16 protein-coding genes and 1 pseudogene are annotated in these 16,079 nt (G+C 65.7%); 8 read left to right on the top strand and 9 right to left on the bottom strand.

Going from position 1 to position 16,079, the window contains the following annotated elements; translation table 11 throughout:
* The first annotated feature begins 84 nt into the window (after positions 1 to 84).
* Entirely contained in the window at positions 85 to 624 is a 540-nt protein-coding gene (gene moaB, locus I9018_RS19480) for a molybdenum cofactor biosynthesis protein B (protein ID WP_022639460.1), read from the top strand.
* Positions 621 to 1,826, top strand: coding sequence for a gephyrin-like molybdotransferase Glp (gene glp / locus I9018_RS19475; RefSeq protein WP_241110174.1), 1,206 nt, complete (start codon positions 621 to 623; stop codon positions 1,824 to 1,826). The genes moaB and glp overlap by 4 nt, the downstream gene beginning before the upstream one ends.
* Here glp and I9018_RS19470 read toward each other — a convergent pair.
* Together I9018_RS19470 and I9018_RS19465 are read right to left on the bottom strand one after the other, a co-directional pair.
* Positions 1,823 to 2,863 (bottom strand): FUSC family protein, encoded by a 1,041-nt coding sequence (locus I9018_RS19470; protein ID WP_241110173.1) that lies wholly within the window; start codon positions 2,861 to 2,863, stop codon positions 1,823 to 1,825. The genes glp and I9018_RS19470 overlap by 4 nt on opposite strands.
* Before the next feature lie 115 nt (positions 2,864 to 2,978).
* Positions 2,979 to 4,604: an NADP-dependent glyceraldehyde-3-phosphate dehydrogenase gene (locus I9018_RS19465; RefSeq protein WP_241107267.1), complete on the bottom strand. Its 1,626-nt coding sequence runs from the start codon at positions 4,602 to 4,604 to the stop codon at positions 2,979 to 2,981.
* 517 nt (positions 4,605 to 5,121) lie between these two features.
* On the opposite strand from I9018_RS19465, the gene I9018_RS19460 reads away from it, so the two are divergent.
* From I9018_RS19460 to I9018_RS19445, 4 genes are all read left to right on the top strand, one after another.
* Positions 5,122 to 5,529 (top strand): c-type cytochrome, encoded by a 408-nt coding sequence (locus I9018_RS19460; protein WP_241107266.1) that lies wholly within the window; start codon positions 5,122 to 5,124, stop codon positions 5,527 to 5,529.
* An 85-nt stretch (positions 5,530 to 5,614) separates the two neighbouring features.
* The gene (locus I9018_RS19455) at positions 5,615 to 6,943 is read left to right on the top strand and encodes a D-arabinono-1,4-lactone oxidase (RefSeq protein WP_164485055.1); all 1,329 of its coding nucleotides are present in this window, start codon (positions 5,615 to 5,617) and stop codon (positions 6,941 to 6,943) included.
* A gap of 85 nt (positions 6,944 to 7,028) precedes the next feature.
* Complete coding sequence (locus tag I9018_RS19450; protein ID WP_241110172.1) at positions 7,029 to 8,237, top strand: DSD1 family PLP-dependent enzyme; 1,209 nt, start codon at positions 7,029 to 7,031, stop codon at positions 8,235 to 8,237.
* Positions 8,238 to 8,610: 373 nt separating this feature from the next.
* The gene (locus I9018_RS19445; protein ID WP_241107265.1) at positions 8,611 to 9,585 is read left to right on the top strand and encodes a transposase; all 975 of its coding nucleotides are present in this window, start codon (positions 8,611 to 8,613) and stop codon (positions 9,583 to 9,585) included.
* Between the two features lie 44 nt (positions 9,586 to 9,629).
* On the opposite strand, the gene I9018_RS19440 is transcribed toward I9018_RS19445, so the two are convergent.
* Entirely contained in the window at positions 9,630 to 10,577 is a 948-nt protein-coding gene (locus I9018_RS19440; RefSeq protein ID WP_068581153.1) for a transporter, read from the bottom strand.
* A gap of 259 nt (positions 10,578 to 10,836) precedes the next feature.
* Here I9018_RS19440 and I9018_RS19435 point away from each other — a divergent pair, with 259 nt between their 5' ends.
* Positions 10,837 to 11,871, top strand: coding sequence for an AraC family transcriptional regulator (locus I9018_RS19435; RefSeq protein ID WP_241107264.1), 1,035 nt, complete (start codon positions 10,837 to 10,839; stop codon positions 11,869 to 11,871).
* A gap of 205 nt (positions 11,872 to 12,076) precedes the next feature.
* A complete protein-coding gene (locus I9018_RS19430; protein WP_241107263.1) occupies positions 12,077 to 12,961 on the top strand; it encodes a Dyp-type peroxidase in 885 nt (294 codons plus the stop codon).
* Positions 12,962 to 13,027: 66 nt separating this feature from the next.
* Here I9018_RS19430 and I9018_RS19425 read toward each other — a convergent pair.
* The 6 genes and pseudogenes from I9018_RS19425 to I9018_RS19400 all read right to left on the bottom strand — a co-directional run bounded on the left by I9018_RS19425 (position 13,028) and on the right by I9018_RS19400 (position 16,050).
* A pseudogene (locus I9018_RS19425) lies at positions 13,028 to 13,385 on the bottom strand (type II toxin-antitoxin system RelE/ParE family toxin).
* A gap of 1 nt (position 13,386) precedes the next feature.
* On the bottom strand, positions 13,387 to 13,677 hold the full coding sequence (locus I9018_RS19420; RefSeq protein ID WP_124347991.1) for a type II toxin-antitoxin system ParD family antitoxin: 291 nt from the start codon (positions 13,675 to 13,677) through the stop codon (positions 13,387 to 13,389).
* Between the two features lie 117 nt (positions 13,678 to 13,794).
* A complete protein-coding gene (locus I9018_RS19415; protein ID WP_241107262.1) occupies positions 13,795 to 14,109 on the bottom strand; it encodes a hypothetical protein in 315 nt (104 codons plus the stop codon).
* Positions 14,106 to 14,441 carry a hypothetical protein gene (locus tag I9018_RS19410; protein WP_241107261.1) on the bottom strand — a complete coding sequence of 112 codons (336 nt, stop codon included), beginning with the start codon at positions 14,439 to 14,441 and terminating at the stop codon, positions 14,106 to 14,108. Before I9018_RS19410 ends, I9018_RS19415 begins: the two co-directional genes overlap by 4 nt.
* The gene (locus I9018_RS19405; RefSeq protein WP_241107260.1) at positions 14,393 to 14,929 is read right to left on the bottom strand and encodes a hypothetical protein; all 537 of its coding nucleotides are present in this window, start codon (positions 14,927 to 14,929) and stop codon (positions 14,393 to 14,395) included. The genes I9018_RS19410 and I9018_RS19405 overlap by 49 nt, the downstream gene beginning before the upstream one ends.
* On the bottom strand, positions 14,926 to 16,050 hold the full coding sequence (locus tag I9018_RS19400) for a class II histone deacetylase (protein WP_241107259.1): 1,125 nt from the start codon (positions 16,048 to 16,050) through the stop codon (positions 14,926 to 14,928). Before I9018_RS19400 ends, I9018_RS19405 begins: the two co-directional genes overlap by 4 nt.
* Positions 16,051 to 16,079: the final 29 nt, after the last annotated feature.

Here is a 16,079-nt window from a genome sequence, read left to right as displayed (position 1 = left end):
CGGTCAGCCAGAACGATTAGACAGCCGCGCTTTGCGGCCTTTAGCCTGGGTCCATGATTTTTATCTTGGCGGTCGGAGAGTGACATGAGCGTGAAGGCGGATGCGTTGTTTGTACCTTTGAATATTGCCGTGCTGACGGTCAGCGATACCCGGGAATATGCCACCGATACCTCCGGGCAGTTGCTGGTCAGCCGCTTGCTCGAAGCCGGGCATACCCTGAGCGAGCGCAACCTGCTCAAGGACGATCTGTACAAGATCCGCGCCCAGGTCGCGACCTGGATCGCCGATGAGCGCATCCAGGTGGTGCTGATCACCGGTGGCACCGGCTTCACCGGCCGCGACAGCACCCCGGAAGCCGTGGGTTGCCTGCTGGACAAGCGCATCGATGGTTTCGGCGAGTTGTTCCGCGCGATCTCGATCCTCGATATCGGCACCTCCACGGTGCAGAGCCGGGCCCTGGCCGGGCTGTCCAACGGCACCCTGGTGTGCTGCCTGCCGGGCTCCACCGGCGCTTGCCGGACCGCCTGGGAAGGCATCCTCGCCGAGCAGCTGGATGCCCGGCACCGGCCGTGCAACTTCGTTCCGCACCTCAAGCCGGTGCAGGCCTGCGAGTCCCGCGGATGAGCCAGGGCAAGCTGATGCCGGTGGAGGAGGCGCTGGCCAGCCTGCTGGCCATGGCCGATGCCCGGCAACTGGACCAGAGCCAGGAGCTGGCCCTGGACGAGGCCCGGCAGCGGGTCCTGGCCTGCGACCTGGTGGCGACCCTGGATTTGCCGCCCTGGCCCAACAGCGCCATGGACGGCTACGCCCTGGATCTTGCCCACTGGGATGGCCAGCCACTGCTGGTGGCGCAAACGGTGTTCGCCGGCCGGCCCGGTACGCCGTTGCAGCCGGGCACCTGCGCGCGGATCTTCACCGGCGCCCCGGTGCCCGCCGGCGCCGACTGCGTCGAGATGCAGGAAAACGTCGAGCTGCTGGATGATGGCCGGGTGCGTTTCACCCAGGCGCTCAAGCCGGGGCAGAACATCCGCCCCCAGGGCCAGGAGAACCGCGCCGGCCAGGTGCTGCTCGAGGCCGGCACGCGCCTTGGGCCTTTCGAGCTGGCGGTGGCCGCCGCCCAGGGCTGTACCCGGTTGCCGGTGGTGCGCAAGCCCCGGGTGGCGCTGCTGTCCACCGGTGACGAGCTGCTGGAGCCGGGCATGGCGCTGCGCGAAGGCTGCATCTACAACAGCAACCGCACCTTGCTCCGGCATTGGCTCGATGCCCTGGGCTGCGAGGTGATCGATGCCGGGATCCTGCCAGACCAGCCGCAGCAGACCCGGCTACGGCTCGAGCAACTGCAGCATGGGGCCGACCTGATCCTCACCACGGGCGGAGTGTCCGCGGGCGATGCCGACTGCCTGGGCCAGGTGCTGCGCGACAGTGGCCGGCCGCTGTTCTGGAAACTGGCGATCAAGCCCGGCAAGCCCCTGACCGTGGGCTACTTCGGCCAGGTGCCGGTGATCGGCCTGCCGGGCAACCCGGCCTCGGCCCTGGTGACCTTCGGCCTGCTGGCCCGTGCCTACCTGCTGCGCATCCAGGGCGTGGGCGAGGTCGAGCCTCTGGGCGTCATGGTGCCGGTGGCCTTCGACTGGACCCGGGCCGGCAGCCGTCGAGAGTACCTGCGCGCGCGCCTGGAGCAGGGGCGCGCGGTGCTCTATCCGAACCAGAGCTCCGGGGTGCTGCTGGGTGCCTGCTGGGCCGATGGCCTGGTGGAGATCCCCGAAGGGCGGACCCTGCAGGCCGGGGATCTGGCGCGCTTCATTCCGTTCAGCGAGCTGTTCTAGATCTTCCAGTGCCGGGCGCTCTTGGCCAGGCGCTGGCGCATCTCGCCGAGGGTCGCCACCAACTGCCGGGTCAGCAGCCGGTAGCCATCCGGTGCCGAGTGCGCCGGTGCTTCCAGGGCATTGCCCGGGCTGGCCTCCAGGGGTTTTTCCAAACGCTGGGTAATGCCTGATTGCAGGGCCCGGGCCATGCCCACCAGGTGCATGCGGATCTGCCGGTGCTCGGCCTTGAGGCCCAGTTGCATCTGCGCCATGGCCTGGCGGTCGCCAGCATCGGGGCGGGTATTGCCGAGGATCTCCAGGGTGCTGATGCACATCCGCAGGTTGCGCTGGATGGCGTCCAGCTCGGTCATGGAGATTCGCACTTCCTTGGACACCGAAGGCATCAGCGAGCGCAGTTGCAGCATGGCGCTGTTGACCCGCCCGAGCAGCCTCAGGTGCTCGTCGTCGGTCACCGATTGGCCCTTGATGATCCGTCCGTACAACTGCGCGCAGTCGCGCAGGGCGCTGGCCAGGTTGTAGCGCCAGGAATACACCGCGTACAGCGGGATGGCGAAGGAAAACGCCAGGGCCAGGGCGATGCCGATCAGGATATCCACCGCCCGCCACAGGCCATCGCTGACCTGGTTGTCGCCATGGCCGGCGACGATGAACACGGTGATCGCCGCCAGCAGCGCGGTGTAGCCACCCTTGCCGATGGCGTGGTAGGAGAAATAACCGCAGACCGCCGACATGCCCAGGTAAGTCAGCCAGGGCTGGCCGAAGTACGCCTGCTGCACGATCAGCAGCAGGCCGACCCCGGCGCCCACCAGGGTACCGATGGCCCGTTCGGCGGCTTTCTTGCCGATGTTGCCGTGGTGCTGCAGGCCGCCGATCACCACCAGCATGGTCACCGAGGCCCATTCGCCGTGGGGCAGGTTCAGGCCGGTGGTCAGGAGGATCGTGGCGATCAGCCCGAGGACCACCCGCACCGCGTGGATCAACCGGGCATGACGATAGCGCCGGTACGGGTCGAGCACTGGCCGCAGCAGATGGCGCAGCCAGGAGGGCAGGCGTGTGCCCCGCAGGTGTTTGAACGGGCCCAGACCGGTTTCTCCTGTGGTGGGTGAAAGGCAGCGAGTGGGGGGAGCCTGCCAGGCAGGCCCCCGGGCCTTGCTAGAAAATGTAGTCGGTGGTCAGGAAGCTGGAGTCACGGTTGCGGATGATGTCGCTGATCAGTTCCTTGTTGCGCGCCTGGAACTTGGTGGCCACCAGGGTGCGGATCGAGAAGGTGCGCAGCGCGTCATGGACCGACAGCGTGCCCTCGGCGGAGTTCTTGCGCCCGTTGAAGGGGAAGGTGTCCGGGCCGCGCTGGCATTGTGCGTTGATATTGATCCGCCCCACCTGGTTGGCGAAGGCGTCCACCAGCTTGCCGATTTGTGCCGGGTCACTGCCGAACAGGCTCAGTTGCTGGCCGAAGTCCGACTCCAGCACGTAGTCGATCACCGTCTCCAGGTCGCGATAGGGCACGATGGGCACCACCGGGCCGAACTGCTCCTCGTGGTACACGCGCATCTGCGGGTTCACCGGGTACAGCACCGCCGGGTAGAAGAACGAGGCGCGGGACACGCCGCCATCGGGGTTCACCACCTGCGCGCCATGGGCCTGGGCATCGGCCACCAGGCCCTGCAGGTAGTCGACCTTGGTGTTCTCCGGCAGTGGGGTCAGGGCCACGCCGGGCTCCCAGGGCATGCCCGGCTTGAGGCTGTGCAGCTTGGCATTGAATTGCTCGATGAAGCGTTGCACCACCGCTTCGTGGACGAACAGGATCTTCAACGCGGTGCAGCGCTGGCCGTTGAACGACAAGGCACCGGTCAGGGCTTCGCTGACGGCGTTGTCCAGGTCGGCATCGGGCAGCACGATTCCCGGGTTCTTCGCGTCCAGGCCCAGGGCCGCGCGCAGGCGGTGCGGCTTGGGGTGGAGTTTCTTCAGGTCGCTGGCGGCCTTGTTGGTACCGATGAAGGCGAAGATGTCCACCTTGCCGCTGGCCATCAGGGCGCTGACGGTCTCGCGGCCGCTGCCGTAGATGACGTTGATCACCCCGGCCGGGAAGCTGTCGCGGAACGCCTCCAGCAATGGGCGGATCAGCAGCACGCCGAGCTTGGCCGGCTTGAACACCACGGTGTTGCCCATGATCAGCGCCGGGATCAGGGTGGTGAAGGTCTCGTTGAGCGGGTAGTTGTAGGGCCCCATGCACAAGGCCACGCCCAGGGGCACGCGGCGGATCTGGCCGAGGGTGTCCTGCTCCAGTTCGAAGCGGCTGGAACGCCGGTCCAGCTCCTTGAGCGCGCCGATGGTGTCGACGATGTAGTCGCAGGTGCGGTCGAACTCTTTCTCCGAGTCCTTGAGGTTCTTGCCGATCTCCCACATCAACAGCTTGACCACCGCCGTGCGCTGCTCGCGCATGCGCGCCAGGAAGGCTTCCACATGCTGGATGCGCTCGGCCACGCGCATCGTTGGCCAGGCGCCCTGGCCCCGGTCGTAGGCGCGCACGGCGGCGTCCAGGGCCTGCAGTGCGGTGTCGGCATCCAGCAACGGGGTACTGCCGAGGATCACCTGCTGGTCGCCGTCGGCGCCTGTGAGGTAGATCGGGCTGCGGACCTGGGCCAGGGGGCCGTTCCAGATACGCAGCTGGCCATCCACCAGGTAGTCGCGTTGCTCCACCGGGTCGGGCAGGCGATAGGCTTCGGGGATGTCGCTGGCGGCAGGAAACAGGTTGCTGAGGACTTTGGCTGTGGTCATGACTCTACCCCGTGTTGGAAATGGCTCTGGCGCGGATGACGGGCGATTCGTCGTTCCTGGGTTTATCAGGCCGTTGAAAAACTGCCTGCGTTGCCATCGCTGCGTTGAAAACAGGCGGGTGCGCCAGCCCGGTCAAAATGCTCATTTACCACGGGTAAACTGCGCTTTTCGCCTGTTTTCGCCTTGCGCTGGCTGCCTCGCCTAGGTTTTTCAACGGTCTGTTATACGCCTGAACGGCCGGGTTCTTCAGCAGTTTCTGCGCTCGGCCGGCAGGCGGTCATGGTTCGAGATTAAACGTTTCAGCGAATGCCCGGCAACTGTTCTCGGCAGCCTGCGCCAAGCCTTGGTCGCAGGCTGTTCGAGCACAGGCCGGGCGCTCTGGCCGGCTGTCCGGCCAAGTCCCCTTGGCTGGCCGCCAATGCCCTCAACCCGGGGACGCCGGTGCCTTAGTGTTGCCCTGTGAGGTGGGTCCCGTGGCCGGGATCGACCCTTTGCCCGGCTGCCCCGAGGACTGCCTATGCCCAGCGTCACCCTTGCGTTTTTCCCGCCGTTACGGCGCTTGCTCGCCCCAGCCTGTCGCGGCGCCCTGGTACTGGCCCTGGGCTTGTCCCTGGGCGCTTGCGGTGATGCCGAGCCGCCGGCGCCGGGGCGCCTTGACGCGGCCCGCCAGAGCCCGGCCGACCCGGACCTGGCGCGGATCTACGACAGCAGCTGCAAGCTGTGCCATGCCAACCCGGCTTCCGGCGCGCCGCTGGCCGGCGATGCCAAGGCCTGGGCCCCGCGGCTGGCCCAGGGCGCCGATACCCTGCTGGACCACAGCATCAACGGTTACCAGGGCATGCCGCCCATGGGCCAGTGCATGCAATGTTCCGAAGAGCAGTTCCTGGCGCTGATCAGCTTTATGTCCGGCCATTCATTCCAATAAAAATACAAGGTCACCTTCCATGGTCATGCACCTCTCTCGCCGTCGCCTGTTGCAAGGGGCCGGCGCCCTCGGCGCATTCACCGCGCTGTGCAGCAACCCGCTGATGGCCGAACTGGTCCGCGCCCCGCGGCTGATTCCCTGGCGCAACTGGTCCGGCGCGCAAAGCTGCCTGCCCGAGGCACGCCTGGCGCCCAAGGACCTGGACGAGCTGGTCCAGGTGATCCGCAAGGCTCCAGGCAAGATCCGCCCGGTGGGCTCGGGGCACTCCTTCAGCGCCCTGGTGCCCACTGACGGCACCTTGCTGTCCCTGGCCTATTTCAACGGCCTGCTGGAGCACGATCCCAAGACCCTGCAGGCGGAGTTCGCCGGCGGTACGCCGATGTCGCTCATGGGGCCGGCACTCAAGGAGGTGGGGCAGGCCCTGTGGAACATGGCCGACATCGACTACCAGACCCTGGCCGGGGCCATTGCCACTTCGACCCATGGCACCGGGGTCGGCTTCGGTTCCTATTCGAGCCAGGTCTGCGGGTTGCAACTGGTGACCGCCGCCGGCCAGGTGCTGGACTGCGACCGCCAGCGTAACGCCGAGGTGTTCCATGCCGCGCGGGCGTCCCTGGGGGCGCTGGGGGTGACGACCCGGGTGCGCTTGCAGAACCGCGAGGCCTATCGCCTGCGGGAGAAGCAGTGGATCGCCAAGACCGACGAACTGCTGGAGGACATGGACCACCTGACCCGCAGCAACCAGCACTGGGAAATGCTCGTGGTCACCCATTCCGACTACGCCCTGGCGGTGGCGCTGAACGAAACCACGGACCCGGCCACCCCGCCTCGCGATCCGGCCGAGGAGGGCGGCAACGAGTTCGTCAGCCTGATCGAGAACCTGGACAAGTACGTCAGCGATTTTCCCGACACCCGGCGCCACCTGCTCAACAGCCTGCGCTGGCTGGCGAGCTTCGACGAACGGGTGGGCGACTCCTACCAGGTCTACGCCAACGTGCGCAGCGTGCGCTTCAACGAGATGGAGTACTCGGTGCCGGCGCACCTGGGGCCGGCCTGCCTGCGCGAGATCCTCGCACTGATCCATGACAAGGACCTGCGCACCTGGTTTCCCATCGAGTACCGCTACGTCAAGGCCGACGACATTCCCCTGAGCATGTTCGAGGGGCGCGACAGTTGCTCGATCTCGGTGCACCAGCACTACAGCATGGACCACCACAACTTCTTCGCCGCGGTGGAGCCGATCTTCTGGAAATACCAGGGGCGCCCACACTGGGGCAAGCACCACAGCCTCAACGCCCGCAACCTCCAGGCGCTGTACCCGCAATGGCAGGCTTTCGCCAAGGTACGCCAGGAGCTGGACCCACGCGGCACATTCATCAACGCCCACCTGGCCTCGGTGCTGGGGGTGGCATGAAGCGGAGATCAGCACCATGAACCGTCGTCGTTTCATGGCCGGCACCCTGGGTGCCGGCGTCTTGTTGGCGGGTGTCGGCGCCTGGCTGCGGCCGGGCGAGCGGGGCGCGCCCTACGATGCCTATTTCGCCGGGCTCAATCGCGAGCTCAAGGTCAACGGGCCGATGCAGCCGGTGATGCTGATCGACCTCGATCGCCTGGACCACAACATCGACGTGGTCATGCAATCGGTGCAGCGCGGCGGCAAGCAACTGCGCCTGGTGGAGAAATCACTGCCGTCGCCCGGGCTGCTGGCCTATATCGCCCAGCGTGCCGGGACGCGGCGCTTGATGTCGTTCCACCAGCCGTTTCTCAACCACGATGCCCAGGTCTTCGCCGACGCCGACATCCTCCTGGGCAAGCCGCTGCCGGTGCGCGCCGCCGAATTGTTCTACCAGCAGCACCAGGGCCCGTTCGATCCGGCCCGGCAACTGCAATGGCTGCTGGATACTCCCGAACGCCTGCAGCAATACCTGGCGCTGGCCCAGGGCCTGGGCACCAGGATGCGCATCAATATCGAGCTGGATGTGGGCCTGCACCGTGGCGGGGTGGCGGACAACGCGGCCCTGGGGCGGATGCTGGCGTTGATCGCCGCTCACCCGCAGCACCTGGAGTTCGCCGGGTTCATGGGGTACGACCCGTTCGTCGACATGGGCGTGCCGGGGATTCTCGGCTCGCCGGAAAGTCTGTTCGCCAAGGTCATGGCGATCTACACCGGCTTCGTCGATTTCACCCGCCAGCAGTACCCGGCGCTATGGCACGCGGGCCTGACCCTGAACACTGCCGGTAGCCCCAGCTATCGGCGGCACGAGCAGGAATCCCTGAGCACCGAGGTCTCGGTGGGCACGGCGATGCTCAAGCCCAGCCACTACGACCTGCCATCCCTGGAACAGCACCAGCCGGCGGCGTTCATCGCCACCCCGGTGCTCAAGAGCACCGGGCCGGTGCGGATCCCGGCCCTGGATGACAAGTCACGGCTGTTGTCCTGGTGGGACAGTAACCAGCGCGAGACCTTCTTCATCTACGGCGGGCACTGGCTGGCGGATTTCGAATCGCCAGCGGGGTTGCAGAGCAACGACCTGTTCGGTCGCAGCTCCAACCAGGAAATGGTCAATGGCTCAAGCTCCGTGGGCCTGGCGGTGGACGACCATATCTTCCTGCGCCCGCACCAGAGCGAAGCGGTGCTGCTGCAGTTCGGCGACCTGCTGGCCCTGCGCGGCGGGCGCATCGTCGAGCGCTGGCCGGTCTACGCCTGACCCCCATGGCGCGGCTACACAAAGCCTGTAGCCGCTGTCGAGCCACGGCCAGGCTGCGCCAAGGTCCGCAGGACCTTCAGCGATGCCAAGACCGCCGTGGCCCTGCGGGCCATGCGCAGCCTGAGGCAGCGGCTTGTATCTCGACTATCGCGTTTACACACGCGATAGTTCTCGACTGATCATCGAGGAAGAGGAATGAAGCCGGGCAGCGGCTAAGGCCTTGAGCCTGCACTGTAGATTGAGCTCCTCCTCTTCAACCTCACTCGCTAAGTCCGAACGGTATCCTGAGCCCTGCATCGCACGGTAGCTCGCATCAACAAGGCTGAGACCGAGTGACGGATGATCCTTAACCCGCGCATCCGAGGAAGAGAATATGTCTAACGTCATCGGGATCGATATCGCCAAGAACACATTCGATGTCGCCACGCCTCTGCCCAACGGCAAGTACCGCACACGCGGCAAGATTCCCAACAATGCCGAGGGCTTCGCCCAGCTCGACCAGTGGCTCAAGTTGCATGCGCAGCCCGACGCCAGGGTCGTCATGGAAGCCACCAGCGTTTATCACGAAGCCCTGGCAGAGCACCTCTACCACCAGGGTTACAAAGTCATCGTGGTCAACCCGGCCCGGGTCCATTACTTCAAGAAAAGCGAAGGAATCAACTACAAGACCGACAAGGTGGACGCCAAGTTGCTGGCCGCCTTTGCCCAGGCCAAGCACGAGTCACCCTTGACGCCCTGGGCGCCGGAGCCTGTGGCGATCCGCCGGCTACGGGTCCTGCTGCGACGCCTGGACGACCTGCAGGAGATGCTGCAGATGGAACGTAATCGCCAGGAAGTGGCGGATACGGTGGTTCAGGAATCGATCCAGTCGCACATCAGCCACATCGAAAAAGACATCGTCCAGACCCGCCAGATGATCAAGCAGCATGTCGACGATGATCCCGACTTGCGGGGCAAACGGGATCTGCTGTTGAGCATCGACGGTATCGGCGAGAAGACCGCGTCAGTGATCCTGGCCGAACTGGGCGATCTCAAGGAGTTTCGTAGCGCCCGGGCCGTAGTCTCGTTTGCGGGGTTGAATCCGCAGCTGGCCGAATCCGGCAAATTCAAGGGCCGCACGCTGATCAGCAAGGCTGGTTCGGGGCGTATCCGCCGAGCGTTGTACCTGCCCAGCATCACCGCCATGAACATGAGTGAGCCCCTCATGGCGATGAAAGAGCGGCTGCGCGCCAAGGGTAAAGCGGGCAAGCAGATCGTCTGTGCGGTGATGCGCAAGATGCTGCACATCGTATTTGGCGTGCTCAAGTCGGGTCATCCTTATGACCCGAAATTGGCGCTTGCCCGGTAACGGGCAAGACGGTATCTACACGAAACCTGTAGCCGCCCGCGGGTTTACAAGGCGAAAGGAATGGTCAGCTTGGCCCACAACATGTCGCCCTCGGGGCGGTTCTCCACATCGAACTCCTTGGCCCAGCGGATCTCGGCGCTGGCGTATTTGAGAAACCGCAGGTGCAGCGCCGGGCCGATGGCGAACACCTGGCCGCGCACGCCGTCGCTGACGTCCTCGCCCATGAAGGTCACGGTCTTGCCGAACTGCTTGTCGTCGGTGGTCTGCTTCAGGTAGTAGCCGTTGAGCCCCAGGCTCAGGTCGTCGGTCACCCGGTAGCTGGCCGAGTAGTCGAAGTGGAAGATCTGCCCGGAGCGGTAGTGAGTGGCGTGGTTCTCCTTGTTGAAGCTGTAGGTGCTCTTGAGCGACAGCTCGGTGCGCTCGGTGGGCAGCCAGGTCATGGAGAACAGCGGCTTGTAGGTGGTGAAGTTGTTGCTGGTGTTGGCCATCCGCTCCTTGTCGTATTCCCCCGTGGGCAGGGTCACCTCCACGGCGGCGGCCAGGGTCAGGTCGGGGCCCATGTCCCAGAGGATGATCGGCGCCAGGGTGGTGTCGCCCATGCTCTCGCGGCGGTCGCTCTGGCCGAACATCGCCACTTGCTGGCGCAGGTAGGGCTGGGCCGCGTAGCCCCCCAGGCGCCCGCCGAAGATGCGTATCGGGCTGAGGTAGTCCAGGCGCGGGATGATCGCGTCGGAGGTGATCTTGACCCCCGGGACCTTGCCGCCCATGGAGCTGATGTCGAGCTTCTTCGCCTGGTAGTGGTTGTAGTAGAGGTTGAAGGAGAACATGTGGTCCGGAAGCTGGTCGGACCCTAGCGGCAGGACGTAGAAACCGTCGGTGCCGGGACCTATGTTGTCGACGCCGGACTCGGTGGCCTGGGCGCTCACGCAGCAAGTGGCCAGGACCAGGGCCAGGCCTGGGCGCAGGGGAAAACTGGGACGGGTCGGGTGCATGGTTGGGCTCGTTCTTATTGTTAGTAGGAGGGCTGCGGCGGGGGCACCGGCCGCCCCATAGAAATAAGCCCTGGCCGGCCCGCGGGGCAGGGTATTGGCGGCCACTCAGGGGGACTTTGTCGGACACTTTGCAATGCCTTGTTACATTCCTCCGCCAAAGCCTGTGGGAAGGGATATGCTTGGCCTGGCCGGTGCAGCCTTGGCAGCGGTGTTGTCCCGACAATAAGAACAGCCGCCCTAGCGGCCCGGAATCGCCTCCATGAACAAAGCCGTCGATCCCCATGACCAGCTGGCACTGGTTTCACCCTTCCTGCTGCAGACCCTGGCCGATGTCGCCAACGACAAGGGCATCAGCGCCGAGCGCCTGTGCCGTGGCCTGGGCTTCACCCTGGACGACCTGCAGGACCCGACCCTGCGCATCTCCTACCGCCAGGCGGTGGCGATGATCGAACGGGCCCTGGACGCGTTGCCCCAGCAAGGGCTGGGGCTGTGGGTCGGCAGCCGCAACGTGCTGGGCACCCTGGGCCTGCTGGGCCATGCCCTGTCCCTGTGCCGGACCCTGGGCGACGCCTTCGAACTGGGCATCCGCCACCAGCACACCTCGGGCACCATCGTCAGTGCCGATATCGGGCGCCAGGGCGAGGAGTTCTTCGTCGAGCTGCAATGCCGGTTGCCCTACGGTGAGGTGCAGATCTTCGCCGCCGAGGAGTTCTTCGCCAGCTTGCTGATCTATGGCCGGGCGCTGTTGAGCGCCGACTTCCAGGCGCTGCGGGTGGAGTTCATGCATGCCGCGCCGGCCTATGCCGGGCTCTACACCCAGTTGCTGGGACCGAACGTGCACTTCGGTTGCCTGCACGCGCGCATGGTGATCGAGGCCCGCTGGTTGCAGGCGCCGCTGCCCAATCACCATCCGGTGGCGCTGCGCCAGGCCCTCAAGCTGCTGGAGCTGGAAAGCGCCCAGGTGCACCAGAAGATGGACCTGATCCAGGCGGTGGAGCGGGCCTTGTCCCGGGATTTGCGCTCCGGCAGCCATATCGAGCAGGTGGCGGGGGACCTGAACATGAGCGGGCGCACCCTGCGCCGGCGCCTGACCGAGCACGGCCTGACCTTCGAGACCTTGCTGGAGCGGGTGCGCCAGGCGCGGACCCTGAACCTGCTGGGCAACCCCGAGCTGTCCATCGAGCGCATCACCGAAGAGGTGGGCTACAGCGACGTGCGCAGCTTCCGCCGGGCCTTCAAGCGCTGGACCGGCCTGAGCCCCAGCGCCTTTCGCGAAGACGCGGCGTTGCATTGAGCAGGCTTGGCGTTTCTGTGGACGCTGCGCGCCCGTACGCAGCCTGCGGCAGCGGCTACGCGAATCCGGTGTGGCCGCTGTCGAGCCATGGCGAGGCTACGTCAAGGGCCGCCGGCCCTTCAGCAATCGTAAGATCCAGGTGATCCTGCGGGTCGCGCACGGCCTGCGGCGGCGGTAAACTCCGCGCTTTCATTCAGGAGTTCCCATGAGTTACTACCAGTCCGGCATCCTCGCTGCCCCCGTTCCGTCCCAGGCCCGCCACCTGTTTTTCGCCCTCGAGTCCATCGCGGCGTTGCCCCAGGCGCTCGACCAATTGCTGGCGCGGATCGATGGCGCTAGCGCCGTGGCCGGGTTCGGTGCCTCGCTGGTCAAGGCCCTGGGGGCTCGTGTGCAAGGACTGAAGGCCTTCCCCGGGCTGACCGGGGTCGGCGTCGATAACCCTTCGACCCAGCACGCCCTGTGGGTCTGGTTGCATGGCGACGAGCGAGGCGAGCTGATGCACCGCAGCAATGAACTGGAGGCCGCGCTGGCCCCGGCCTTTCGCCTGGTGCAGATGAACGAGGCCTTCCGCCACAAGACCGGCCATGACCTGACCGGCTACGAAGACGGCACCGAAAACCCCGAGGACGAAGCCGCCGTGGCCGCGGCCCTGGCCAATGGCGACGCTGGCCTGCGTGGTGGCAGTTTTGCCGCGATCCAGCAGTGGCAGCACGACTTCAAGGGCTTTGCCGCGATGCACTCCCAGGAGCGCGACCACATCATCGGGCGACGCTTGAGCGATAACCAAGAGCTGGAAGATGCGCCGGAGTCGGCCCACGTCAAGCGTACGGCCCAGGAAAGCTTCACCCCCGAAGCCTTTCTCGTACGGCGCTCGATGCCATGGATCGAAGGTGACAAGGGCGGCCTGATGTTCCTCGCCTTCGGCCACTCCTTCAGCGCCTTCGAAGCCCAGCTGCGGCGCATGAGCGGCCTGGAGGACGGCATCGTCGATGGCTTGTACCGCATGAGCCGGCCGCTCACCGGTGGCTACTACTGGTGCCCGCCATTGCTGGACGGCAAGCTCGACCTGCGCGCCCTGCAAGCGGCCTGACCGGCCGGATCATCGCCACCCGCTCGGGTGGCGATTGGGTTGCGGCGAGCCTGGCCAGTGCAAGCTTCATTCGATCGGCAGGTGCGATTGGACGTCCATGGCGTCATGCAGCAACCTGATCACCTCGATCAGGTCGTTATCGATTACCCGGTAGAACAGGATGTGGCGTGGTCGCTTGACCAGGCCTGATTGTCCCTGGCTGCGTCCTCGAGAATGGAGCAGGTGGTAGCTACGCAATCCGGGCGTCAGGTCGTTGCGTTCATGACTGCCCAAGCGCAGGGGGGGCGGTGGCGAGGTCCTGTAGCGCTCCGAGGAGCAAGTCCTGGTAGCGGATCCGGGCCTGTTCGCCAAAGTGCTTCTGGGAAAACCTCAGGGCATCGACGATATCGCTTCGGGCTGTGTCGGCGATCCGATACCTGGCCACCTCAATGTTTCTCTTGTTCCGTGGCGGCGGCCTCCAGCCCCAGTTCAGCAAGGTAATGCTGCAACTGGCCTTCGTGAATTTCTGTGAATCGTCCATGTTCCAGGTCGGTCATGCCGGTCGTGGTTGCGTGCCGCAGCGCTTCGATTTTTGCCGCATCCTCGGCCAGGCGTTGTTGCAGCAGGCGTAGGCCTTCACGCAGCACCTCGCTGGCGTTCTGGTAGTGGCCGGTCTTGACCAGGTTGTTGATGAGTTGTTCCTGCTGTGCAGTAAGGACAACGTTACGAGTCGGCATGGCCTGTTCCCGCTCAGAGTGGTGATCGAAGTGATTGGCATATTATGCCAATCGACTGCCGGCTTCAGCTTCTGGAGCGTCTCGGTGACAGGCGGCCACCCTGGGTGGCGGCTAAGGCTAACGCCGATTGCCGGCCAGCGGCAGGATGGCCAGGAACGACAGTGCGCAGATCGCCATGGAGGCCAGCAGGAGCAGGCCAAAGTCCAGGGTGTCGCCCAGCAGCCAGGCGGCGAGGGACGGGCCCACGGCCAGGCCGCCACAAATGGCCAGGTTGGCCAGCACTACCAGCTTGCCGCCCTGGCGGTCGTAGTCGCTGATCGCCGAGAGCAGGAAGGGCAGGGCGAAGGTCCAGGCGAACTTGAAGGCGCAGGCCGCCAACAGGTAGCGCCAGGTGGAGATTTCGCCGAGCAGGCCGAACAAGCCTGCGGTCATGGCCAGGTAACCCAGGGCCAGCAGCCAGGCACGCCCATCAATGAAGCGCTCGCCAGGGCGCTGGCACTGTCGCCGGTGCTGATGCCACGCAGGCGTGCCAGTTCGCCAGCGAAGGTCCAGATGCCGCTGAGGCTCAAGTAGAAAAGAAAGATCGCCAGCATGCCCAGGCAGATCTTGAGGAGCATTGCCTGGGCCTGGCGTGGCGGCAGTGGGCGGTTATCGTCGTGGCTCCCGGCGGGCAGGGAAAGCACCAGTGGCAGGATCAAGGCGGTGAACAGCGCGATCAGCAGGAAGAAGCTGGAGACGCCCCAGTGCTCGAACAGCCATGGCATGAGCTGCAGGCACAGCGCCGCCAGCACCAGCTGGCCGGTGACCCACAGGCCGAACGCGCGGGTGGCGTTGGGCAAGGTTCCGGCGGTGCCCAGGCACACCAGCACCAGCGCGGCTTCGCTGAAGGCCGTGAGAAAACGCAGGGCGGCCAGGAGACCGAAGCCGGGCTCGGCTCGCTCATCAGCCAGGCGCTGAACAGGTTGCCCAACAGGAACAGGCTGCCGGCCAGGCCGGCGATCCAGCGCCAGTCGTAGCGACGCATCCACAGGTAGGTCGGCAGGGTGGAGATGGCCATGGCGCCCAGCTCCAGGCTGAACAGCCAGCCGACCTGGCGGTTATCCATGCCCAGTTCGACGATGTAGCGGCTGACCAGGGCCGGTGCCGTCAGCAGCACCAGTGGCCCGATGGCGGAGAACAGGATCACCGCCAGCAGGCGCAGGCGGTCGCGGCTTTGCGCCATCTCGACGGCTGGAGCGGATGGCACGCTCATGAGTAGCGCTCCGGCTGTTCCAGCAGCGGTGAATGCAGGCTGGCCTTGAGCTGGGCGATCCACTGCCGCTGGTGTTCGGCCAGCTCCTGGCCCGGCAGGGCGCGCATGGCGCTCAGGTGGGGATCGGCGATACCGCTTTGCAGGCCGCTGAGGGTCTCGATCACCGCCAGGCCGAAGTACGGCACCGAGTTGGCCTCGTAGCCGCCTTCGTGGCACAGCACCAGGCGCCCGTCGCACAGGCGCTCGGCGGCGAGCATCAGCCGGGTGGTCAGTTTGCGGTAGGCCTCGCTGTGCAGCAGCATGCGCCCCAGCGGGTCGTGGGCCCCGGCATCGAACCCGCAGGGCACCAGGATCAGTTGTGGACGGTGGGCGGCCAGGGCCGGCAGCACTATTTCGTCGAAGGCATGCAGGTAGGCGCCTTCCCCAGAGCCCGGGGGGAGCGGGATATTGATATTGAAACCCAGGCCTGCGCCTGCCCCTTGCTCCTCGACCTTGCCCGAATCCTGCGGATAGTTGCCGTCCTGGTGCAGGGAGAGGGTCAGCACCCGCGGATCGTCCCAGAAAATACTCTGGGTGCCATTGCCGTGGTGCACGTCCCAATCCACCACCGCGATCCGTTCCAGGCCATGCACCGCCAGTGCTTCATGGGCGGCGAGCGCGGCATTGGCCAGCAGGCAGAAGCCGCGTCCACGGTCGGCTTCGGCATGGTGTCCAGGTGGGCGAACCAATGCGTAGGCATTGCGCACATTGCCGCGCAGCACCTGCTTGACGGCGTCGATCACCCCGCCGGCGGCGAGCCTGGCGATCTCGAAGCTGCCGCTGCCGAACGGAGTATTGTCGCCGGCGTCGCCACCTTGCCGGTCGCTGAGGCCTTGCAGGTATTGCAGGTAGTCGGCGCCATGCACGCGAAGCAATTGTTCGTCGGTGGCGGGCCTGGGCTTGATCGGCAGCAGTTGCTCGGTGATGCCGCTGATATCCAGCAGGTTCTTCAGCCGTCGCTTGCTTTCCGGGTTCTCGAAGTGCAGGCCGGGCTGGATCTGCAGGCCGGGGGCGAACAGGCCGGCATGGTTGCCGGTGGAATGCCACATGTAGAGCTCGTGCCAGACAAGTGCCGTTTGCATGGAGTCATTGCCTCTCTGGCGCACGGGAG

This window comes from Pseudomonas sp. MPFS, from assembly GCF_022537035.1.
In the GTDB taxonomy this organism is placed as follows: Bacteria; Pseudomonadota; Gammaproteobacteria; order Pseudomonadales; family Pseudomonadaceae; genus Aquipseudomonas; species Aquipseudomonas sessilinigenes.
Note: the sequence above shows the minus strand (reverse complement) of the source record. Positions and strands in the feature narration are given on the sequence as shown.